The organism is Streptomyces sp. NPDC018000 (assembly GCF_044328025.1).
In the GTDB taxonomy this organism is placed as follows: domain Bacteria; phylum Actinomycetota; class Actinomycetes; order Streptomycetales; family Streptomycetaceae; genus Streptomyces.
Window position 1 is genome coordinate 56,331 of the sequence record NZ_JBIRGM010000011.1, and the last position, 22,811, is coordinate 79,141.

The 22,811-nt window shown below is 69.7% G+C and carries 16 protein-coding genes; 3 read left to right on the top strand and 13 right to left on the bottom strand.

All coding sequences use genetic code 11. From position 1 onward, the window contains the following. Positions 1-137 precede the first annotated feature (137 nt). From ispG to dxr, 3 genes are all read right to left on the bottom strand, one after another. Positions 138-1,292, bottom strand: coding sequence for a flavodoxin-dependent (E)-4-hydroxy-3-methylbut-2-enyl-diphosphate synthase (ispG, locus tag ACH4EW_RS22015; protein WP_398259347.1), 1,155 nt, complete (start codon positions 1,290-1,292; stop codon positions 138-140). Between the two features lie 181 nt (positions 1,293-1,473). Beyond that, positions 1,474-2,784: a M50 family metallopeptidase gene (locus tag ACH4EW_RS22020; RefSeq protein ID WP_398259349.1), complete on the bottom strand. Its 1,311-nt coding sequence runs from the start codon at positions 2,782-2,784 to the stop codon at positions 1,474-1,476. After that, positions 2,781-4,034, bottom strand: a complete 1,254-nt coding sequence (dxr, locus tag ACH4EW_RS22025; protein ID WP_398259351.1) for a 1-deoxy-D-xylulose-5-phosphate reductoisomerase — start codon at positions 4,032-4,034, stop codon at positions 2,781-2,783. The genes ACH4EW_RS22020 and dxr overlap by 4 nt, the downstream gene beginning before the upstream one ends. 540 nt (positions 4,035-4,574) lie before the next feature. Between dxr and ACH4EW_RS22030 the strand changes: the two genes are divergently transcribed. Beyond that, entirely contained in the window at positions 4,575-5,528 is a 954-nt protein-coding gene (locus ACH4EW_RS22030) for an N-acetylmuramoyl-L-alanine amidase (protein ID WP_398259353.1), read from the top strand. Between the two features lie 191 nt (positions 5,529-5,719). On the opposite strand, the gene ACH4EW_RS22035 is transcribed toward ACH4EW_RS22030, so the two are convergent. The 4 genes from ACH4EW_RS22035 to ACH4EW_RS22050 all read right to left on the bottom strand — a co-directional run bounded on the left by ACH4EW_RS22035 (position 5,720) and on the right by ACH4EW_RS22050 (position 13,828). Next, positions 5,720-7,672, bottom strand: a complete 1,953-nt coding sequence (locus ACH4EW_RS22035) for an acyl-CoA dehydrogenase family protein (protein WP_398259355.1) — start codon at positions 7,670-7,672, stop codon at positions 5,720-5,722. Between the two features lie 331 nt (positions 7,673-8,003). After that, a complete protein-coding gene (locus ACH4EW_RS22040; protein WP_398259357.1) occupies positions 8,004-9,449 on the bottom strand; it encodes an aldehyde dehydrogenase family protein in 1,446 nt (481 codons plus the stop codon). 213 nt (positions 9,450-9,662) lie between these two features. Next, the gene (locus tag ACH4EW_RS22045; RefSeq protein ID WP_398259359.1) at positions 9,663-11,249 is read right to left on the bottom strand and encodes a PucR family transcriptional regulator; all 1,587 of its coding nucleotides are present in this window, start codon (positions 11,247-11,249) and stop codon (positions 9,663-9,665) included. A gap of 122 nt (positions 11,250-11,371) precedes the next feature. After that, positions 11,372-13,828, bottom strand: coding sequence for an ATP/GTP-binding protein (locus ACH4EW_RS22050; protein ID WP_398259361.1), 2,457 nt, complete (start codon positions 13,826-13,828; stop codon positions 11,372-11,374). Between the two features lie 245 nt (positions 13,829-14,073). On the opposite strand from ACH4EW_RS22050, the gene gabT reads away from it, so the two are divergent. Both gabT and ACH4EW_RS22060 read left to right on the top strand, forming a co-directional pair. Further along, positions 14,074-15,414, top strand: coding sequence for a 4-aminobutyrate--2-oxoglutarate transaminase (gabT, locus tag ACH4EW_RS22055; RefSeq protein ID WP_398259363.1), 1,341 nt, complete (start codon positions 14,074-14,076; stop codon positions 15,412-15,414). Positions 15,415-15,635: 221 nt separating this feature from the next. Next, positions 15,636-16,436: a phosphatase PAP2 family protein gene (locus tag ACH4EW_RS22060; RefSeq protein ID WP_398259365.1), complete on the top strand. Its 801-nt coding sequence runs from the start codon at positions 15,636-15,638 to the stop codon at positions 16,434-16,436. 123 nt (positions 16,437-16,559) lie between these two features. On the opposite strand, the gene ACH4EW_RS22065 is transcribed toward ACH4EW_RS22060, so the two are convergent. The 6 genes from ACH4EW_RS22065 to ACH4EW_RS22090 all read right to left on the bottom strand — a co-directional run bounded on the left by ACH4EW_RS22065 (position 16,560) and on the right by ACH4EW_RS22090 (position 22,803). Continuing rightward, positions 16,560-17,021 carry a hypothetical protein gene (locus ACH4EW_RS22065; RefSeq protein WP_398259367.1) on the bottom strand — a complete coding sequence of 154 codons (462 nt, stop codon included), beginning with the start codon at positions 17,019-17,021 and terminating at the stop codon, positions 16,560-16,562. Between the two features lie 149 nt (positions 17,022-17,170). After that, positions 17,171-18,586, bottom strand: coding sequence for an NAD(P)/FAD-dependent oxidoreductase (locus ACH4EW_RS22070; RefSeq protein ID WP_398259369.1), 1,416 nt, complete (start codon positions 18,584-18,586; stop codon positions 17,171-17,173). A 24-nt stretch (positions 18,587-18,610) separates the two neighbouring features. Further along, entirely contained in the window at positions 18,611-19,411 is an 801-nt protein-coding gene (locus tag ACH4EW_RS22075; RefSeq protein WP_398259371.1) for an ABC transporter permease, read from the bottom strand. Next, a complete protein-coding gene (locus tag ACH4EW_RS22080) occupies positions 19,411-20,337 on the bottom strand; it encodes an ABC transporter permease (protein WP_398259373.1) in 927 nt (308 codons plus the stop codon). The genes ACH4EW_RS22075 and ACH4EW_RS22080 overlap by 1 nt, the downstream gene beginning before the upstream one ends. Next, positions 20,334-21,482, bottom strand: coding sequence for an ABC transporter ATP-binding protein (locus ACH4EW_RS22085; protein WP_398259375.1), 1,149 nt, complete (start codon positions 21,480-21,482; stop codon positions 20,334-20,336). Before ACH4EW_RS22085 ends, ACH4EW_RS22080 begins: the two co-directional genes overlap by 4 nt. Positions 21,483-21,552: 70 nt before the next feature. Further along, complete coding sequence (locus tag ACH4EW_RS22090; RefSeq protein ID WP_398259377.1) at positions 21,553-22,803, bottom strand: PotD/PotF family extracellular solute-binding protein; 1,251 nt, start codon at positions 22,801-22,803, stop codon at positions 21,553-21,555. Positions 22,804-22,811 lie beyond the last annotated feature (8 nt).

Consider the following 22,811-nt stretch of genomic DNA (forward strand, 5'->3'; position numbering starts at 1 on the left):
TCCGCACTGTACCCAAAGAGGCTCATCGGTGCCGCCCCTGCCGTGGGAACAGCGTTGGTGAGCACCGTGAGGTGGCTCACGACCGCGCCCCGCCGGGCGGTGTTCGTCCGGCGGGGCGCGGTGGTGCGAGTCATGGTTCAGCTGATGGAGACCTGGGGCTCGCCCGAGGCGATGCCGTCCTTCTCCATCTGCTCGGCGATCTTCATGGCTTCTTCGATCAGCGTCTCGACGATCTTCGACTCGGGCACGGTCTTGATGACCTCGCCCTTGACGAAGATCTGCCCCTTGCCGTTCCCGGAAGCGACACCCAGGTCCGCCTCACGGGCCTCACCCGGACCGTTGACGACACAGCCCATCACGGCCACCCGCAACGGCACTTCCATGCCCTCGAGCCCCGCAGTGACCTGGTCCGCCAGCTTGTACACATCCACCTGCGCCCGACCGCACGACGGACACGACACGATCTCCAGCCGCCGCGGCTTCAGATTCAGCGACTCCAGGATCTGCAGCCCGACCTTGACCTCCTCGGCCGGCGGCGCCGACAGCGACACCCGGATCGTGTCCCCGATCCCCTCGCTCAGCAGCGCACCGAACGCCACCGCGGACTTGATCGTCCCCTGGAACGCCGGACCCGCCTCCGTCACACCCAGATGCAGCGGATAGTCGCACTGCGCCGCCAGTTGACGGTACGCATTGACCATCACCACCGGATCGTTGTGCTTCACCGAGATCTTGATGTCTTGGAAACCGTGCTCCTCGAAGAGCGACGCCTCCCACAACGCCGACTCCACCAACGCCTCCGGAGTCGCCTTCCCGTACTTCTTCAGCAGCCGCGCATCCAGCGAACCGGCATTTACACCGATCCGGATCGGCGTACCCGCGTCCTTCGCGGCCCGCGCGATCTCCTTCACCTTGTCGTCGAACTGCTTGATGTTGCCCGGATTCACCCGCACCGCCGCGCAGCCCGCATCAATCGCAGCGAACACATACTTCGGCTGGAAGTGAATGTCCGCGATCACCGGGATCTGGGACTTCTTCGCGATCGTCGCGAGCGCGTCCGCATCGTCCTGCGTCGGACAGGCCACCCGCACGATCTGGCAGCCCGACGCTGTCAGTTCCGCGATCTGCTGCAACGTCGCACCGATGTCCGACGTACGCGTCGTGGTCATCGACTGCACCGACACCGGCGCATCCCCGCCGACTGCCACCGACCCCACCTGGATCTTGCGGCTGACCCTCCGGTCGGCGAGCTTGGTCGGAACGGACGGAATTCCGAGAGAAATCGCAGTCATGCGTTGAGCATCCCCAAGGTGTGGATCAAGGTCCCGAGATCGGCGGGCTCCGGACTTCGAGGTTACGGCACCGGCGACGCCCCGGAGCACATCGCGTCCGACAGTGCGGCTCGGAAGGACGGGCCCGGACACACACTGTGTGCCGGGCCGTCACCCATGGTGCACCGGGCCGGTCGGGAGATCAGGAGATCTTGACCGGATTGACGATGTCGGCCACCAGCACCAGCAATGTAAAGCAGATGAAGACGCCTGCGACGAGGTAGGCGACCGGCATCAGCTTGGCCACGTCGAAGGGGCCCGGGTCGGGGCGCCCGAAGACCCGTGCCACATTGCGACGCAAGGACTCCCAGAGCGCTCCGGCGATGTGTCCGCCGTCGAGCGGCAGCAGGGGCAGCATGTTGAAGAGGAAAAGCGAGAGGTTGAAGCCTGCCAGCAGGAACAGCATCATCGCGATCTGGTTCGGCGCCGGGATGTCGAGCGTCATCACCTCGCCGCCGATCCTGGCCGCACCGACCACACCGACCGGGGAGTCCGCTGCGCGCTCACCGCCGCCGAAGGCCGCGTCCCACAGCTCCGGGATCTTGGAGGGGAGGGCGATGATCGAGTGGACGCCGCTCTCGATCATGTCTCCCATGCGGACGACCGATTCGCCGAAGGAGAGCGGAACGATCTCGGTCTGGGCGGCGAAGCCGAGGTATCCGGCCGGAACGAACTCACCGGGGATCACCTCGCCCTTGGAGTCCTTCTTGGCGACCCAGTTCTCCTGCAGCACGGCGTGGAGGGTCTTCTCCTGGCCGTCGCGCAGGACGGTGATGGTGGCGGGGCCGATGGTTTCGCGGATCTTGTCGGAGAGCGTGGCCCAGTCGTCGACCTTCTGGCCGTCGAAGGCGACGATCTTGTCGCCCTTCTTGAGTCCTGCGGCCAGTGCTGGCGAGACCGGGTCCGACTTCTTGCATTCTTTGCGGTTCTCGCTCTGGTCGATCACGCACTTCTGGACACCGGCCACCTCGGTGGTCTGGGTCTGGAACCCGAAGGTCATCGCCACACCGAGGAAGATCGCGACGGCGAGGACCAGGTTCATGAACGGTCCGGCGAACATCACGATGACGCGCTTCCACGGCTTGCGCGTGTAGAAGAGGCGCTTCTCGTCACCCGGTTCGAGCTCTTCGAAGGCCGCGGACCTGGCGTCCTCGATCATGCCGCGCCACGGTGACGTGGACCGCGCCTCCAGGCGCCCGTCCGCTCCCGGCGGGAACATGCCGATCATGCGGATGTAGCCGCCGGCCGGGATGGCCTTGATCCCGTACTCGGTGTCGCCCTTCTTCCGCGACCAGATCGTCGGTCCGAAGCCGACCATGTACTGGGGGACGCGGATACCGAAGAGCTTCGCCGTCGACAGATGCCCCAGCTCGTGCCAGGCGATCGAGAACAGCAGCCCGATGACGAAGACGACGATGCCCAGAATCGTCAACAGGACCGTCGTAATACTCATGCGCGCGCCTCCGCTGTCGCTTTCGCCGTGAGTTCACGGGCCCGGGCGCGTGCCCAGGTCTCCGCTTCGAGGACGTCTGCGACCGTGAGCGAAGTTCCCGTGGCGGGGGTGCCGTGTTCGGCCACCACCGCCGTGACGGTATCCATGATTCCGTTGAAGGGCAGCCGTCCGGCCAGGAACGCGTCGACGCATTCCTCGTTCGCGGCGTTGAACACGGCCGGGGCGGTGGCGCCGACCGTGCCCACGTGTCTGGCCAGTCCCACGGACGGGAAGGCCTCGTCGTCGAGGGGGAAGAACTCCCAGCTGGACGCCTTCGACCAGTCGAAGGCGGGTGCGGCGTCCGGGATGCGCTGAGGCCAGCCGAGGCCTATGGCGATCGGGCCCCTCATGTCCGGGGGCGTGGCCTGCGCGAGGGTGGAGCCGTCGGTGAACTCCACCATGGAGTGAACATACGACTGGGGGTGGACCACGACCTCGATCCGGTCGAACGGAATGTCGTAGAGGAGATGCGCCTCGATGACCTCCAGTCCCTTGTTGACCAGGGTGGCGGAGTTGACCGTGATGACCGGTCCCATGGCCCAGGTCGGGTGCGCGAGGGCCTCCTCGCGGGTGACACTCACCAGCTCGCTCCTGGTACGTCCCCGGAAGGGGCCGCCGGACGCGGTGACGACGAGCTTGCGTACGTCGGCGCGGGTGCCCGCGGCGAGCGCCTGGAAGAGTGCGGCGTGCTCGGAGTCGACCGGGATGATCTGGCCGGGCTCGGCCAGCGCCTTGACCAGCGGGCCGCCGACGATCAGCGACTCCTTGTTGGCCAGGGCGAGCGTGCGGCCCGCCTCGAGCGCGGCGAGCGTGGGGGCGAGACCGATCGAGCCGGTGATTCCGTTGAGCACGGTGTGGCAGTCGCCGGCGGCGAGCTGGGCGGCGGCTTCGGGGCCTGCCAGGATCTCGGGGAGCGGCTCGCCCGTCCCGTACTGCTCGCGCAGCGCCTCACGCAGGGCCGGTACGGCGTCCGGTGCGGCGACGGCCACGGTGCGCACCCGCAGTCGCCGCGCCTGCTCGGCGAGGAGGGCGACCCGTCCGCCCGCGGCGGAGAGCCCGGTGACGCGGAAGCGGTCGGGGTGGCGCAGCACCAGGTCGATGGCCTGGGTGCCGATGGAACCGGTGGAGCCGAGGATGACGAGATCCCGGCGGCCTTCCGTGGCATCGAAGACGAGGTGCGGGTCGGCAAGGGGGGCAGGGCTGTCGCTCATGCCCCCCATTGTTGCCGCAACGGCTGTGGGCGTGGACAGTGCGTCCCCCGCGCCGGGCCGAGCGGCCCGCCCGGGGGCCGCTCCCGGCGAGGAGCTTTGTAGAACGACCCGTCGTACTACCGGGGCCCCGGGCACGACAGCGGCGACCGATCAGCAAGCCGTCCCGTCCTCCGGTGGTTGCGTCCGCGGCCGGACGGAGGCGACCGGGCAAGGACTGATCCTGCCCTCGGGCACGCGACGGCCACGACCGGGGTCCGCGCTGTGCGGTTGAGCGTGTCCGACGGCCAACCCGGCGTACCGCGCCGTCAGTTCGGGCATGAAAACGGAACACGCCGCCCCCGGGCAGCCAGTGGCGCCGGTGCGGAACACGTGGACGCGTGCGCCGGTGGGGAGACGAAGTACCCGGTCACGGCTGCGGATACCGCCTGACGAGGTCGTACTTTTGGGCGGAGAAGGCGAAAAAGACCGACGAGGGGCCGAACGGCTTCAAAAGAAAGTTCCGCACCATCATGTACAACGCAGGCTGAAGGGGAATCACACATGGCACAGCCCATGACTGCCGCGAAGGTGCTCGCCGCGCTGCGCGCCGAGGGCGTGCGCGTCGTCGAGGTCGGCAACTGGCGTACCCACAACCGCAATTCGAAGGGCGCGTGGGGTCCGGTCAACGGGTCGATCGTGCACCACACGGTCACCAAGGGCACCGCTGCCACGGTTGCGACCGTGCGGGACGGCTACGCCTCTCTGCCGGGCCCGCTCTGTCACGGAATGATCGCGAAGGACGGCCGTGTGCACATGGTCGGCTGGGGCCGCACCAATCACGCCGGCGGTGGCGACCCGCGCGTGCTCGAGCAGGTCATATCCGAGTCCTACGGCACTCGCCCGACCCCGCCGACCCGCGGCAACAGCAACGGTGTCGACGGCAACAGCAGGTTCTACGGGTGGGAGTGCGAGAACCTCGGCGACGGCAAAGACCCCTGGCCCAAGGCGCAGTACAGCGCGATCGTCCGGGTCCAGGCCGCGCTGTGCCGGGCTCACGGCTGGTCGGCCAAGTCCGTGATCGGCCACCTGGAATGGTCCAGCGACAAGATCGACCCCCGCGGCTTCACCATGGCGCGCCTCCGCGCCGACGTGGCCGAGCGGCTGAAGCACCCCGCGAGCTGGAACCCCGGCTCCCCGAACACAGAGGAGGACCCCATGGCGGGTATCACCAAGAAGGACATCTTCGACGCCGTGTGGAAGACCGACGCGATCGACGCCCCTTCCGACGCGGCCGACTTCAAGACGAACCCGACCTGGCAGGCGCAGTCCATCCTGAAGGACGTGCAGGTCAGGGTCCGGCGCATGGACAAGACGATCGCCGCTCAGTCGGCCGCGATCGCGGCGCTTGCCGGGCAGGTCGGCAAGGGGGCCGACACCAGGACGATCGTTGCCGCGGTCGAGGCCGCCATCAGGGACGCCGTCGTCGAGGTCGACGCCGACGCCGAGGAGGCCTGACGGCCGTACCGGCCGAGGCCGAGGTGAAGGCCGCGAGCGCGGTCGCGATCCCGGTCGGCGTCGCAGGGCGCCTGCCGGCCGGTTGAGGAGTCGCAGGAGCGGGCCCCGCTCGCGTACGAGATCGGCGAGGGGTGCGGAAGGAACAGGCCCTCGGCCGGACATCCGGCCGAGGGCCTGCTGATTCTCCAATATCAGCTCGGCCGAATGACCCTCCGCACGTTCGGGCGACGACTCTCGGCGGGACTGGCGTCGGCGATCCACGGGCCGTCGCCGCTGGGATCGATGATGCCTTCCTCCAGCCAGGTGTACGCACCGGACAGGACGCCGTCGACCGTGCGCCGGTCCAGGTCGTCGGTGTTGGACCACAGGCGGGTGAAGAGTTCCTCGACCCGGACGCGGGACTGGCGGCAGAAGGCGTCGGCGAGCCGGTAGGCCTCGCGGCCGTGGTCGCCGGAGGAACGCAGCAGTTCGGCGCGGACGCAGGCGGCGCTCATCGCGAAGAGTTCCGCGCCGATGTCGACGATCCTGCCGAGGAAGCCCTGCTTGGTCTCCATCCGGCCCTGCCAACGCGACATGGCATAGAAGGTGGAGCGCGCGAGCTTACGGGCGGAGCGTTCGACGTAGCGCAGATGGGTGGACAGGTCAGGGTGTCCGGGCGGGTTGAATTCCCCGTACGAACGCGGGAGTTGCCCTGGCCCTGCGACCAGCCGCGGAAGCCAGCGGGCGTAGAAGCCGGCCGCGTTCGCGCCCGCTTTCGCCTTGGCGGAGAGAGGTTTGTCGGGGTCGATGATGTCCCCTGCGACCTTCAGATGGGCGTCGACGGCTTCGCGGGCGATCAGCAGATGCATGATCTCGGTGGAGCCCTCGAAGATCCGGTTGATCCGCAGATCGCGCAGAAGTTGTTCGGCGGGGACGGCCCGTTCGCCGCGGGCGGCGAGGGACTCGGCTGTCTCGAAGCCCCGGCCGCCCCGGATCTGGACCAGTTCATCGGCCATCAGACAGCCCATCTCGGAGCCGTACAGCTTGGCGAGGGCCGCTTCGATCCGGATGTCGTTGCGGTTCTCGTCCGCCATCTGGGAGGAGAGGTCGACCACTGCTTCGAGCGCGAAGGTGGTTGCGGCGATGAAGGAGATCTTGGCACCGACGGCCTCGTGCCGGGCGACCGGCCTGCCCCACTGCTCCCGGACCGCCGACCACTCGCGGGCGATCTTCAGACACCACTTCCCGGCGCCGACACACATGGCGGGCAGGGAGAGCCGTCCGGTGTTGAGCGTGGTGAGGGCGATCTTGAGCCCTGCGCCTTCGGGGCCGATGCGGTTCGCGGCCGGGACCCGGACCCGGTGGAAGCGAGTGACGCCGTTCTCGAGGCCGCGCAGGCCCATGAAGGCGTTGCGGTTCTCGACGGTGATGCCCGGGGAGTCCGCCTCGACGACGAAGGCGGTGATGCCGCCCTTGTGGCCTTCCGACTTCGGAACGCGGGCCATCACGACGAGCAGGTCGGCGACGACACCGTTGGTCGTCCACAGCTTCACACCGTCGAGGATGTAGTCCGGTCCCTCCGGAACCGCCGAGGTGGCGAGCCTGGCCGGGTCGGAGCCGACGTCCGGTTCGGTGAGCAGGAACGCCGAGATGTCGGTGCTGGCCAGCCGGGGCAGAAAGGTGTCCTTCTGTTCCTGGCTGCCGAAGAGTTTCAGCGGCTGCGGTACGCCGATGGACTGGTGGGCGGAGAGCAGCGCGCCGATCGCGGGGCTGACGGAGCCGACCAGGGCGAGGGCCTTGTTGTAGTAGACCTGGGTCAGGCCGAGGCCGCCGTACCTCGGGTCGATCTTCATCCCGAGCGCGCCGAGCTCCTTGAGGCCGTTGATCACCTCGTCGGGAATCCTCGCCTCACGCTCGATGAGGGTGCTGTCGATCCTCGTTTCGCAGAAGTCGCGCAGCCGGGCGAGGAACGCCTCGCCGCGCCGGACGTCGTCCGCGGCCGGCAGCGGATGCGGATGGATCAGGTCGAGGCGGAAGCGCCCGAGGAAGAGTTCCTTGGCGAAACTGGGCTTGTGCCAGTCCTGTTCGCGCGCGGCCTCGGCCACTTGGCGCGCTTCACGCTCGGTGACCCTGGGCGTGTTCTTCGGAGCGGATGGTGCGGACATGAGGAGCTCACCTCGCCGCGTTGTGGGGTGGGCGGACGCGGCCGGTCCGCGCGGAGCGCGCATGGGCGCCTGCCGAGCCGTACCAACCGGTGCTACTTGTCCTGATGTACCCGATTACTGGCACTCCCACCATCCCCCGGACGCCGATCGGGTCGGGAGCCACTCCACTGGCCAGCCCCGCGGTGACACGGTGGTCGGGCCGTGAGCGGGGGAAGCGGAAACGGCCGAAGCCCCCGCACAGTGGGCTCCGGCCGTTTCTGCCGCCTGCTGTCATGCTGTCCAGGCGGATCGCAGGCGGCGCTGGTGGATCGGTTCGATCCCGTTCGCGGACCTACAGGGCGAGGCCGGTGAGGACCAGCACGCGCTCGTAGGTGTAGTCGTCCATGGCGTAGCGGACGCCCTCGCGGCCGACGCCGGACTGCTTGGCGCCGCCGTACGGCATCTGGTCCGCGCGGTAGGACGGGACGTCTCCGATGATCACGCCGCCGACCTCGAGGGCGCGGTGGGCGCGGAAGGCGGTCTGCAGGTCGTGCGTGAACACGCCTGCCTGCAGGCCGTACTTGGAGGAGTTGACCGCTGCGAACGCCTCGGCCTCGCCGTCCACCTTCTGCACGGACAGGACCGGTCCGAAGACCTCCTCGGTGGAGAGGGTGACGCCGTCCGGGAGCTCGGCGAGCACGGTCGGCGCGTAGGTGGCGCCGTCCCGCTTGCCGCCGGTGAGCAGTTGGGCGCCGGCCTGCACGGCCTCGTCGACCCAGGACTCGACGCGCTTGGCGGCGTCCTCGCTGACCAGCGGGCCGACTTCGGTGGCGGCGTCGGACGGGTCGCCGGTGACCTGGGCCTCGACGGCCGCGACGATCTTCGGGAGGAGCCGGTCGTAGACCGAGGCGTCCGCGATGACGCGCTGCACCGAGATGCAGGACTGGCCGCCCTGGTAGTTGGAGAAGGTCGCGATACGGGTCGCTGCCCAGTCCAGGTCCTCGTCGGAGGCGTAGTCGCCGAGGACGACCGCGGCGCCGTTGCCGCCGAGCTCCAGGGTGCAGTGCTTGCGCGGCACCGACTCCAGGATCGAGTAACCGACCGGGCCGGAACCCGTGAAGGAGATGACGGGCAGGCGCTCGTCCTGGACCAGGGCGGGCATGCGGTCGTTGGGGACCGTCAGCACGGACCACGAACCGGCCGGCAGGTCGGTCTCGGCCAGCAGCTCGCCCAGGATCAGCGACGAGATCGGGGTGGCCGGGGCGGGCTTCAGGATGATCGGGGCACCGACGGCGATGGCCGGGGCCACCTTGTGGGCGCTCAGGTTCAGCGGGAAGTTGAACGGCGCGATGCCGAGGACGGTGCCGCGCGGGAAGCGTCGGGTCAGGCCGAGACGGCCGGTGCCGCCGGCGTCGGTGTCGAGACGCTGGGCGTCGCCGCCGTTGAAACGGCGGGCCTCCTCGGAGGCGAAGCGGAACACGGAGACGGCACGGCCGACCTCGCCGCGCGCCCACTTGATCGGCTTGCCGTTCTCGGCGGAGATCAGCTGGGCGATCTCCTCGGTGCGCTCCACCAGGCGCCGTACGACGTGGTCGAGTGCGGCGGCCCGGACGTGGGCCGGGGTCGCGGCGAACTCCTCGCGCACCGCGTGCGCCGCCGCGACGGCCTCCTCGATCTGGGCGTCGGTCGGCACGCTGACGGTGCCGACGAGACGGCCGTCCCAGGGGTTGGTGACGTCGAAGCTGTCCTCACCGGTGGCCTGGCGGCCGGCGAGCCAGAAGGCGTGGGTGGAAGTCATGGAGGTTCCGGCCCTTCGGAGTCGTGGAGTGTGCTGCCCCCACCGTAGGGCCGAACGGCCGACCTGGCGTTTGTCCGGCGTGGAGCAGAGCACGACGGGTACACGCCGGTTTGTCGGGGGTGTCGGCGCAGAGCTTACGACCTCGTCCACGATGGGCAGCGGCTCCGGCACCGGGGGGAGCTCATGACGCTTCCCCGACGACAACGGCAACCGCTACGGCTCCGGCACCGACGGGGTGGTCGTGGCCTTCAGTGCCAGCCACAGCTCCATCCGGACGTCCGGATCGTCCAGTGAGCGGCCCAGGATCTCCTCCACCCGGCGCATCCGGTAGCGCAGGGTGTGGCGGTGCACGCCCAGGTCCGCCGCGGCCGCGTCCCACTGGCCGTGGTGGGAGAGCCAGGCCCGCAGCGAGGCGACCAGGTCGCCGCGGCCCTTGGCATCGTGTTCGTGCAGGGCGCGGAGCATTCCGTCGGCGAAGGCCCGTACGGCGTCGTCCGCGAGCAGCGGCAGCACCGAGCCGGTTGCCAGCTCCTCGTGCTCGACCAGTGCCCTGCCCCTGCGGCGGGCCACCGACAGGGCCTGCTCGGCCTGCTTGTACGCGGCGGACACGGCGATGGGGCCCGCCGGTGCGGACAGGCCCACGACCACCTGGTCCTCCCCCGCCGTCGCCGGTTCGCGCGGGGGCCGCGCCTCCCGGGTCTCCTGGGCCTGCGCGTACGCCGCGCAGGCCGCGACCGCCGCTCCGCCGTCCGCGGCGAGGACGATGAGCCGTTCGCCCTCGGGCACGGCCAGCAGGGTTTCGCCGGTCCGGAAGGCCGCCGCCTCCATCGCCTCGCCGAGCAAGGCCGGTGTCGAGGGGGCTGACGCCTCCGCGATGACGAGCCGGAACGGGGCGTCGAGCAGCCCCCCGTACAGATCCCCGGCAACGGCCCGTGCGTGGTCGGGCTGGCCGGCGAGCAGCATGCGCAGCACCGCCGCGCCCAGCCGCTGCTCCGCGCCCTGGAGGGACCGGGAGCGGGCAGTGGTCAGGGTCAGCAGCGCGACCGCCGAGTGCACGGCGTACCGCTCGGCGGTGCCCAGTGCCGCGCCGGTACCCACGGCCAGCGCGCCCCGGACCCGGCGGCCCGTGCCCAGGGACTGGAGCTCGACCCGGTCGTCGGTGTCGCCGACGACCATGCTGGCCGGGGCGGGGCGTTCCCGCAGCCGTTCCACATCGGGCGTGAGCCGGGCGGCCCGGCGGGCGGCCCAGTCGGGGGCCGCGGCGACGACCGCGCCGGAGGTGTCGTACAGGGCTGCCCAGCCGTCGACATGTGCGGCGAGACGGCTGAGGAGTTCGCCGGGGCCGTCGCCGGAGAGTGCGGCCTTCGTCAGTTCCCGCTGGGCCTCGAACCCGGCTGTCACGGCCCGGTACTGATCGGCGGCGATCTCCGACGACACGGCCTTGGCAATGGCGAGGAACGGGGTGCGGCGCGGCACCTCGAGAAGCGGCAGACCCGTTTCCTCGGCGGCGTCGATCAGCGCCTGCGGTACGTCGTCGTAGTGGACGCCGACGGCGAAGCCCAGCCCGACGACTCCGGCTCCGGCCAGCCGCCGCACGTACCGCCGCATCACCTCGGGATTCTCGGCGTCGAGGTTGGTGGCGGTGACGAGCAGCAACTCACCGCCCTCCATGTACGGAACGGGGTCGGCCAGCTCGCTGGCGTGCGCCCAGCGGACGGGGGCGTCCAGCCGGTCCGCCCCCGCACGCACCGTGAGTTTGAGCGCCGAATGCTGGACGAGCGAGGCGAGTGTGGGGGGCATGGGAACCGCGGGACCTCAGGGAGTCGATTTTCGCCGTCCCGTATGAACGACTCCTACCGATTCTGCCAGGGCGGCAGGGTCCGCCGTAACCGCTCGGCGCTCTCGCCGGGTCCCTCGGGCGCTCAGTCCCCCAGTCGCACCAGCAGCGGGGGCGCGTGTTCGCCGTCGACCGTCGTCAGCGAGAGGACCGCGTGCCCCGCGGGCAGCTCGTAGGCCAGCGCGGAGGCGGACCAGCGTTCGCGTTCCACCTGTCGCACGGTGACGGCGTCGACGGTGACCGCCTTCCCGGTGGCGAGCTTGCGCAGGGCATGCATGGCGCGGGTGAACGGCTGGTCGGCGAAGACCCCGTGCTGGGCCACCTCACGGACGGAGACCCATTCCTTGCCCCAGGTCTCGGAGAACCGCTTCCCGTCCCAGGTGGTGACGCCCGAGAAGATCATGCCGCATCCCACCGCGCCCAGCAGGGCCGCGTGCAGTCCTTCGGGCACGTCGTCGATGGTGCGCAGGGCCAGCACCGCCCCGGCGTTCACCGACCTGAGCCGCCTGAGCCCCTGGACGGTCTCGGCGGTGATCGTGTGGGTCGCGTCGTCCAGCACCAGACAGGCGAAGACCGACCGGTCCGTACGGGCTGCGGCGACCGCGTTGAACTGCGCGAGGACGAGGCGGGTCAGCACCCGGGAGGCCCCGGCATGGGCGCGTTCCGGCAGGTCGATCCGGACCCTGAGCGGGTGCTGCCCGAGGGAACGGAGGGAGAAGGGCCGGGCGTCCTCGCCGGTGGCGAAGAACCCGGCGAACGCGGGCCGGTCGAGGAGGGCGACGCGATCGGCCAGTACCGACCCGGGGTCTCCCGCGCCGCCCGCCTGCCGGGTCCGGGCATCCAGCTCGCGGAGCATGGCGGGGTGACCGCCCGCTTCCAGGGAACGGCGCAGCTCGACGAGAGCGGACTCGTCCCCGGCCAGCAGTTCCCGCAGCACCGGCACCGCCGGGAAGCAGCCGTGGACGGCCCGGTAGGGGCCGAGCAGCTGCGCCAGGACCAGGGCCGCGCGTCGGCCGTCCAAGCCCGGGACGTCTCCGGCCAGCCCTTCCGCGAGGATGGCGGCGGCCTCGTCGGGGTCGGTCGATCCCCCGTACAGATCGAAGTCGTGGACGGACGAGGGGTCGCCGATTTTCACGACGACGTCGTACCCGTCGTCGGGGCCGAGGGGTGACCCCGCGGCGCCGACGGCGAGCACCGCCGCCCGGCCCGTCAGCGCCTGGAGGGCCAGGCTCTCGACGACCGGACGCACCAGTCTCGCCGTCTTGCCCGCGCCGGGCGGGCCGACCGCCAGCAAGGACGTGCCCAGGACGGCGGGGTCCAGAGCCACCCCGGACCCCCTGCGCGGGTACGGGTTGCGTTCGTCGTCCGGGCAGCCGCCGATACGGACCTGGCCGACCAGCAGATCGTGGCGTGCGGTCCGGAGGGGGAGGTCCCGGCGCCCCGAGGGGTGCAGGAAGGCGTCGGCCCCCTGGCGCGCGACCGCCTCGTCGAAGGATGCCGGAAAGTCGTGACGGGCCCGGGACTGCGCCCAGGCGTGGTTCACACGGGCGCAGTCCACGTCGTTCATGCGCCCGGCGCGCACGGCCGAGGTGAGCACCTCCGCCGCGTCGACGAAACCCGCGTTACGCAGCTCCGGCCAGTGCGCCGTGTCCGTTCCGGTCACGGGCGACGGGCCCTGCGCGTCCTGCGCAGACGTGGTGGCGCTGCGTGCCCGGAGATCGCGCAGGGCGGTGCGCCAGCGCCCGGTCCGGGCGAAGGGCCACACGACCAGGGCCATGACCAGCGCATAGGCCCCGTAGGCGACCAGAGCCGCCAGGTACGCGTTGCCGCCGCCCTGCAACCAGCTCTGCGGGATCAAGTACAGCACGACGTCCAGCAGCGGCACCTTGCCGCTCCAGACCAGCCACAGCGCGAGCATGGCCCCGAAGCCCGAGAGCATCAGCCGGGAACGGTCCGGACGGGGTCCCGCCCAGTACCGGAAGAGCCCTGCCCAGTTCCCGATGCGGGCGGCCCACAGCCCGGCGATCAGCACCAGTACCTGGTAGTACAACGTCTCGATGCTGTACGCGGCGCCCGGGACATAGCCTCCCCGCAGCCCATAGGGCGCCCACCAGTCCGCCGGTGTGATCGCCATCAGCGGCGTCTTCACAAACGGAATCGGGGCACGGACATCCACCAGCAGCACCCAGATCAGCAGCCAGAGCGCCAGCGCGATCAACGGCCCGAGCAAGGAGGGGCGGGGGGGCTTCTCGGCGGGGCGCGGCACGTGCCCGTACCGCCAGACACCGGGTGCGGCGGCGGGTCGGACGCTGTTCAGCCACTCCACGATCGACGGCCCGGTCCCGGGAGGGCCGGCTGGCATCGGCGGAGCGGCGGGCGGCGGAGCAGTCCGGGGAGAGCCGACAGGCATCGGCGGGGCGGCGGGCGGCGGCCCGGCCGGGCGCGGCACCGGGCGGCGGGGCACGTCCCCGTGGCCGCCTTCCCGCTCCGTACCGCTCGTGCCACGCACACCATGCGCACCGTGCGCGTCGTCACTCGTCATGAACCGTTGCCCCCTGACCGGCCGGATCCGTCCGCTGCCCCGGTCAATCTAGTGCGCAGACACGGCGAGTTCAGCAAGGCTCCCCGGATCGGGAGCCCCGGTGCCGGTGACACCGCACCCCCTCACTATGTCCGTGACGGACAACCCCGCCGGAGCACCACTCCCGAACGGAACATGCCGAACCCCGGGCCTCGCCCATAGCCTGCAGACAGAAAAGCGTCCGAAACACCCCACAGGAGCCCCTCATGACCGCTATTCCGCAGGAGCGCCGCGTCGTCACTGCCATTCCCGGCCCGAAGTCGGTGGAGCTCCAGGCCCGCCGTCTCGCGACGGTGGCCGCAGGTGTGGGCTCCACCCTGCCGGTGTTCACCGCCCGCGCCGGTGGCGGAATCATCGAGGACGTGGACGGCAACCGTCTGATCGACCTCGGTTCCGGCATCGCCGTGACGTCGGTCGGCGCCTCCGCCGAGGCCGTCGTACGCCGGGCGTCCGCGCAGCTCGCCGACTTCACCCACACCTGCTTCATGGTCACGCCGTACGAGGGGTACGTCGAGGTCTGTGAGCAGCTCGCCGAGCTGACGCCGGGCGACCACGCCAAGAAGTCCGCGCTGTTCAACTCGGGCGCCGAGGCCGTCGAGAACGCGGTGAAGATCGCCCGCGCCTACACCAAGCGCCCCGCGGTCGTCGTCTTCGACCACGGCTACCACGGCCGCACCAACCTCACGATGGCGCTGACCGCCAAGAACATGCCGTACAAGCAGGGCTTCGGGCCGTTCGCGCCCGAGGTCTACCGGGTGCCGGTGGCGTACGGCTACCGCTGGCCGACCGGTGCCGAGAACGCCGGTGCGGAGGCGTCCGCCCAGGCCATCGACCAGATCACCAAGCAGATCGGCGCGAACAACGTCGCCGCCATCATCATCGAGCCGGTGCTCGGCGAGGGCGGCTTCATCGAGCCGGCCAAGGGCTTCCTCCCGGCGATCGCCCAGTTCGCCAAGGACAACGGCATCGTCTTCGTCGCCGACGAGATCCAGTCCGGCTTCTGCCGCACCGGCCAGTGGTTCGCCTGTGAGGACGAGGGCATCGTCCCCGACCTGATCACCACCGCCAAGGGCATCGCGGGCGGCCTCCCGCTCTCCGCCGTGACCGGCCGCGCCGAGATCATGGACGCCGCGCACGCGGGCGGCCTCGGCGGTACGTACGGCGGAAACCCGGTGGCCTGCGCGGGTGCGCTCGGTGCCATCGCGACGATGCGTGAGCTGGATCTGAACGGTAAGGCGAAGCGTATCGAGGAGGTCATGAAGGGCCGCCTCGCCGAGATGCAGGCGAAGCTGCCGAACGGCGATGTCATCGGTGACATCCGTGGTCGCGGCGCGATGATCGCGATCGAGCTGGTGAAGTCCGGCACGAAGGACCCGAACCCTGAGGCCGCCGCGAAGCTCGCGAAGGCCTGCCACGCCCAGGGCGTGCTGGTCCTCACCTGTGGCACGTACGGCAATGTGCTGCGCTTCCTGCCGCCGCTGGTGATCGGCGAGGACCTGCTGAACGAGGCCCTCGACGTCATCGAGCAGGCTTTCGGCCAGATCTGACCTGCGTGAACCCCGGCGGTGGCGGAAGGCGTTCCCGCCGGGATGCGGGGGCCGCGTGAGCTGACGACCGCCCTCGGCGCTCACCGGCCCCGGAGAAACGTGAACGGTTGTTCGCCTCAGCCGGCTTCACCGGGACGCGAGGTGAAGAACGTGTGGGGGGCCGATGGCGGGATCCGTTTCCGTCTGTCGGTCCCCCGTCGGCTGACGTACGGTTTCCCCAGATGAGAGAAACACCCCGCCCGCAGGGGACTGTCGGCGACGCCGGGCCGGAGCTTCCCCAGCACCGTCCTGGCCGTGCGTTCGCGCACACCACTGGAGCCACTGGCTCCGGAACTCCTCACCGATCGGATGGCCGCTCGCCCCAAACCCCCCGGGGCGCGCGGCGAACCGATCCGGCCGGCCGCCCCGGAACCACCCCCCCTGTTCCCGGGCGGTCGGCTCTTGTCATTTCTCTGGCCTCGTGCCTTCTGGCGCTCTTCGCGCTCACCACCTGGCAGGTCGCGGCCGATGGTCCGCTGCGCCGGCTGGACGAGCAGACCGGCCGGGCCGTCGTCGGGCACGGCCCCGCCGCCCTGACCGAATTCCTCGCCGACCTCGGCAATATGCAGCTCGCGCTCCCGGTGCTGGGCTGCGCGATCGTCTGGGCCCTGCTGCGCGGGGCACGCCGTGAGCCGCTGTACGCGGTGCTCACCATGGCCGCGGTGCCCCTGCTGGTCGTTCCGCTGAAGGACTGGATCGCCCGCCCGGGCCCACTGACCGACGCCACCGGCTACTACCCGTCCGGCCATGCGGCGACGGCCGCGGTGGCGTACGGGGCGGCGGCGCTGCTGGTCGCGCCGTATTCGAGACCGTCGTGGATGATGCCCGTCGCCGCTGTCTCGCTGACAGCGGCGACGGGCATCGGTCTGGTGCTGCGCGGCTATCACTGGCCGCTGGACGTGCTGGGCAGTTGGTTCCTGTGCGGGCTGCTGCTTGTGCCGCTGGGTCTCAGCTGCCGAAGTCCCCGCGCTGCGCGGGGCTGACCGGGAGGTGGGCGCCGGCGCGGGGTCCTGGCCGGCCCAGGCCCGAGGGGGTGCTGCCGCCCTCGTTTGCCGTCCCCGGCACCCGATCCCCGCGGCCCCTGTCTCCGGCCCCTGCCGTTGCCGTCAGACCCCGCAGCTCTCGGCCCTCCTCGCCGCCGCCTCATGCAGCGCGAGCTCCAGAAGTGTCGCGTCGGTGAGCGTTCCCGAGCCGTCCGGCGGGATCAGCCAGCGGACCCTGCTTGCGGCCTCCCGCCCCGGGAAGGGCACGACTATCCAGGTCCCCCGCCCCGCTCCCCGTACGCCGGTGCCGACCCAGCGGGTGGCGGTGCCCGCCGGCACGAAGAAGCCCATGCGGGCATCGCCGAAATCGGACAGAACCGGCCCTGGCCGGTCGATGAGACGCGTGAGCACATCAAGCGTGGGATAGCCCAGCTCCCCCGGAAGAATCAGTACGTCCCAGCGCCGGCCGGCGGGAAGGAGCGCGACCCCCTCGGGATTGCGCTTCCATTCCCACCGGCAGGCGTCCGGATCCGGTGCCACCGATGCGAGCCACTCGACTGCTGCTCCGACCCCCGCGCCCGCCATGATCGGCCTCCCTTCCGTGTGCACCGGCCATGCGTTGCTGGTGCGTTCACACGGGAGAGAGAGGGGTGGTGCCGATCCATTACGCGGGTTCGGGCCATCAGTCGGCAGTGAAGTGGATCACGCCCCCCGAGGGGGCGTGCCCGTTGTGCTCAGCTGTCGAAGCCGAGCCCCAGCCGGTCCATCGTCCGCAGCCACAGATTGCGGTGCCCGCCATTGCTGTCCGCCCTGGCCAGGGACCGCTTGGTGAGCTCGATCCCGGCCCAGGCGAAGGGCTCCGGCGGGAACGGCATCGGCTTGCTGCGGACCATTTCCAGAGCGGTCCGTTCATTCTGTTCGCCCGCCAGCAGATCGAGCATCACATCGGCGCCGAAACGGGTGGCTCCCACGCCGAGTCCGGTATATCCGGAGGCGTAGGCGACCCTGCCCTGATGGGCCGTGCCGAAGAATGCGGAAAAGCGGGAACAGGTGTCGATCGCCCCGCCCCAGGCGTGGCTGAAACGGACGCCGGCCAACTGCGGGAAGCAGTCGAAGAATTGGCCCGCGAGCTTGAGGAAGGTCTCTGGCCGCTGATCGAGATCGGCGCTCAGCCGGCCCCCGTACGGATAGATCGCGTCATAGCCGCCCCACAGAATCCGGTTGTCGGCCGACATCCGGAAGTAGTGGAACTGGTTGGCGCTGTCACCCAGCCCCTGCCGGTTCTTCCAGCCGATCGAGGCCAGCTGGTCGGCGCTGAGCGGTTCGGTCATCAGCGCGTAGTCGTAGACGGGCACGGTGTACGGGCGCACCCGCTTGACCAGCGACGGGAAGATGTTCGTACCGAGTGCGACCCGGCGTGCGAAGACCCTCCCGTACGGCGTACGGACCGCCATTCCGGTCGTGGACCTGGCCAGTTCGAGGCCCCGGGTGTGCTCGTACATCCGTACCCCGAGGTCCAGGCAGGCCCGCTTCAGACCCCAGGCCAGCTTGGCGGGGTGCAGCATGGCGACCCCGCGCCGGTCCCAGAGCCCGCCCAGGAATGTCGGTGAGTCGACTTCGGCGCGCACCGCGTCCTGGTCCAGGAATTCCACCCCGGTGAAACCGAGCTTTTCGACTTCCTGGTGCCATTCGTAGAGCTCTTCGAGCTGGTGGGGCTCGGTGGCGACATCGATTTCGCCGGTGCGCTCGAATTCACAGTCGATGGAGTAGCGGGCGACGGCCGCCTCGATGGCGTCGAGGTTCCGCTCGCCGAGCTCCTCCAGCTTCTGGATTTCGTCCGGCCAGCGCTCCAGACCGTTGGGCAGGCCATGGGTGAGGGAGGCGGCGCAGAATCCACCGTTGCGGCCCGAGGCGGCCCAGCCCACCTCGTGCCCCTCGATCAGTACGACATCGCGCTCCGGGTCGCGTTCCTTGGCGATCAGCGCGGTCCACAGTCCGCTGTAGCCGCCGCCGATGACGAGCAGGTCGCAGTGCTCGTCGCCGGTGAGCGCGGGCAGTGCGTCGGGCCTGCCGGGGTCGTCGAGCCAGAACGCGACGGGCTTGGCGTCGGAGAGTGATTGTGCAGCAGTACGCATGGCAGCTGGGGCCATGGTTTCCAACTCCTTCAGGGCTTTCTATCGTGCGCTGTTCTTCCGCCGGTTCGCGATCAGCTGGCCGACGGCAACCACCGTGACGGCAATGATGAACATCGCCGTGCCGATGACGTTGATCTGCACGGGCGTGCCACGCTGTGCCGATCCCCAGACAAACATAGGGAAGGTCACGGTGGAGCCCGCGTTGAAATTGGTGATGATGAAATCGTCGAAGGAGAGCGCGAAGGCGAGCAGCGCTCCTGCCGCGATTCCGGGGGCCGCGATCGGCAGCGTCACCCTCAGGAAGGTCTGCACGGGGCCCGCGTACAGATCGCGGGCCGCCTCCTCCAGCCTCGGGTCCATCGACATCACGCGTGCCTTGACGGCCGTCACGACGAAGCTCAGGCAGAACATGATGTGCGCGATGAGGACCGTCCAGAAGCCCATCTGCGCGCCCATGTTGAGGAAGAGCGTGAGCAGCGAGGCGGCCATGACGACCTCGGGCATCGCCATCGGCAGGAAGATCAGCGAGTTGATCGCGCCGCGCGCCCGGAAGCGGTAGCGGACCAGCGCGAAGGAGATCATCGTGCCCAGGACGGTCGCGCCGATGGTGGCCCAGACGGCGATCTGCAGGGACAGGGAGAGCGAGCCGCACATGTCGGCGACGCCGCAGGGGTCCTTCCAGGCGTCCAGGGAGAATTGCTGCCAGGCGTAGTTGAAGCGCCCGTTCGGTTTGTTGAACGAGAACACCATCACGACGATGTTCGGCAGGATCATGTACGCGAGGGTCAGCAGACCCGCGATGACGATCAGATTCCGGCGAATCCAGCGCAGTACGGGCATCAGACCAGGTCCTCCGTCCCGGAGCGGCGGATGTAGACGGTGACCATGATCAGGACGACCGCCATGAGGATGAAGGAGAGCGCGGCCGCCGTCGGATAGTCGAGGACGCGCAGGAACTGGGTCTGGATGACGCTGCCGACCATCTTGGTGTCGGTGGAGCCCAGCAGTTCCGCGTTGACGTAGTCACCGCTGGCCGGGATGAAGGTCAGCAGCGTTCCGGAGACGACGCCCGGCATGGAGAGCGGCAGGGTCACCTTGCGGAAGGTGGTGGCGGGGGTGGCGTACAGATCGCCGGCCGCCTCGTGCAGCCTGCCGTCGATCCTGTCCAGCGAGGTGTAGAGCGGCAGGATCATGAACGGCAGGAAGTTGTACGTGAGACCGCAGACCACGGCCATCGGCGTGGCCAGCACCCGGTTGGACTCCGTCCAGCCGAGCCAGCTGGTGACGTCCAGGATGTGCAGCGTGTTCAGTATGTCGACGACCACGCCGCCGTCCGCGAGGATCGTCTTCCAGGCGAGCGTACGGATCAGGAAGCTGGTGAAGAACGGCGCGATGACCAGCACCAGGATGACATTGCGCCAGCGGCCCGCCTTGAACGCGATGAGATACGCGAGCGGGTAGCCGAGCAGCAGGCAGAGGATCGTGGCGGTGCCCGCGTAGAGCAGGGACCGGACGAACTGCGGGTAGTAGTCCTTCAGCGCGTCCCAGTACGTCTGGAAGTGCCAGGTGACCTCGTATCCCTTCTCCAGGGAGCCGGTCTGCACGGAGGTCGACGCCTGGTAGACCAGCGGCAGCGCGAAGAAGACGACGAGCCACAGCATGCCGGGGAGCAGCAGCCAGTAGGGGACGAGGCGCTTGCGGGTGGAGGCTTTGCGTACCTTCAGTTCCGTGATGGGCGCGACGGGTGGCGCCTTGGTGACGCTCACGCCGCGTCCTCCACCGTCTCCACACCGGCGTCGATGTCCTGAGCGGCGTCCAGGCCGAACGTGTGGTCCGGGTTCCAGTGCAGAACGACCTCGGCTCCGGGGGCGAACCGGGTGTCACGCTCGATGTTCTGCTCGTAGACCTGAAGTGCCGTGCCGGCCGGGCTCTCCACCACGTACTGCGTGGAGACGCCGATGAAGCTGGAGTCGACGATCCGGCCGGTGACCCGGTTGCGGCCGTCGGCTATCGCGTCCGCGTCGTCGGCGTGCGCGAGCGAGATCTTCTCCGGGCGTACGCCGAGGAGCAGCTTGCCGCCGTTGCCGGTCGGGGCCGCGCACCGGTCGGTGGGCAGCCGCAGCTTTCCGCCGCCCGCCGCCACGACGATGTCCGTGCCCGCGGAGACGATCTCGCCCTCGATGAGGTTCGAGGTGCCGAGGAAGTTGGCGACGAACGTCGTCTTCGGGTTCTCGTACAGCTCGGCGGGGGCGCCCAGCTGTTCGACGCGGCCCCCGTTCATCACCGCGACGGTGTCGGCCATGGTCATGGCCTCCTCCTGGTCGTGGGTGACATGGATGAACGTGATGCCGACCTCGGTCTGGATGCGCTTGAGCTCCAGCTGCATCTGGCGGCGCAGCTTGAGGTCGAGGGCGCCGAGCGGCTCGTCGAGGAGGAGCACCTGGGGGTGGTTGATCAGGGCGCGGGCGACGGCGACGCGCTGCTGCTGGCCGCCGGAGAGCTGGTGCGGCTTGCGCTTCGCGAAGTCGCCGAGCTGGACGAGGTCCAGCATGTCGTCGACCTGCTTCTTGACCGACTTGATGCCGCGTCGGCGCAGACCGAAGGCGACGTTCTCGGAGATGTCGAGGTGCGGGAAGAGCGCATAGCTCTGGAAGACGGTGTTGACGGGCCGCTTGTACGGAGGGAGGTCGGTGATGTCCCGGCCGCCCAGCGAGATGGTGCCGGTGGTGGCCTCCTCCAGCCCCGCGATCATCCGGAGGGTGGTGGTCTTGCCGCAGCCGGACGCCCCGAGCAGGGCGAAGAAGGAGCCCTGCGGAACGGTCAGATCGAGCGGCTGAACGGCTTTGAAGGAGCCGTACGCCTTGCTGATCCCGGTGAGACGGACATCGCCGCCTGTCTGCTGCTGTGTCATGGGTCGCAGTCCCAGTGGTGTCAGGGGAGGTCGGGGAAGGGGATAGAAGAAAGAGGGGAGGGGGCCGTGGTCAGGCGCCGATGAGCTTGGCGAACTTCTCTTCGTACGCCGTCTCTTCCTCGGCGCTGAGCGAGCGGAAGGCGTGCGCCTTGGACGCCATCTCCTTGTCCGGAAGGATCAACGGGTTGTCGGCCATCGACCGGTCGATCTTCGCGAGTTCGTCGCGGACCCCGTCCACCGGGCAGACGAAGTTGATGTACGCGGCGAGCTCGGCGGCGACCGGCGGCCGATAGTAGTGGTCGATGAGCTTCTCGGCGTTGGACTTGTGGCGGGCCTTCACCGGTACCAGCATGTTGTCACTGGAGATGACATAACCCGCGGCGGGAATCGCGTACTTGATGTCCGGGTTTCCGGCCTGGAGCTGGATGATGTCGCCGGCCCAGGCGACGCAGGCGGCGATGTCGCCCTTGTCGAGGTCCGCGGTGTAGTCGTTGCCGGTGAAACGGCGGATCTGGTTCTTGTCGACGCCCTTCTGGATCCGGCCGAGCGCGGCGTCGTAGTCGGCGTCGGTGAAGGTGCCGGGGTCCTTGCCCATGTCGAGCAGGGTCATGCCGATGGAGTCGCGCATCTCCGAGAGGAAGCCGACCCGTCCCTTGAGTTCCGGATCGTCGAGCAACTGGCTGACGGAGTCGACCTTACGGCCGCCGGTCGCCTTGGAGTTGTAGGCGATGACGGTGGAGATGCCCGCCCACGGGTACGAGTAGGCGCGGCCGGGGTCCCAGTCCGGGGAGCGGAACTGGGCCGAGAGGTTGGCGTAGGCGTGCGGCAGGTGCGACGGGTCGAGCTTCTGCGCCCAGCCGAGGCGGACGATGCGGGCGGCCAGCCAGTCGGTGACGCAGATGATGTCACGGCCGGTGTCCTGGCCGGCCGCGAGCTGCGGCTTTATCTTGCCGAAGAACTCGACGTTGTCGTTGATGTCCTCGGTGTACTTGACCTCGATCCCGGTGCGTTCGGTGAACGCCTCCAGGGTGGGCCGGTGCTTGCCGTCGCCGGTGACGTCCATGTACTCGGTCCAGTTGGAGAAGTTGATCTGCTTCTCCGTGGCCGAGTGGTCGTCGGAGGCCGCTGCGGCGCCCCCCTCCCGCTGCGCGGGCGGGATGCCGCAGGCACTCAGCGTGCCGAGACCACCGATCGCCAGCGCCCCCATTCCGGAGGCGCGGAGTAGCGACCGGCGGGTCAGGGCGCCCCGGCCGCTGGTCAGACTGCGTCGCATCGCGGCCAGTTGGGCCGCGGAGAGACGCTCCGGCTCGTACTGCTCCATGCGCGTTG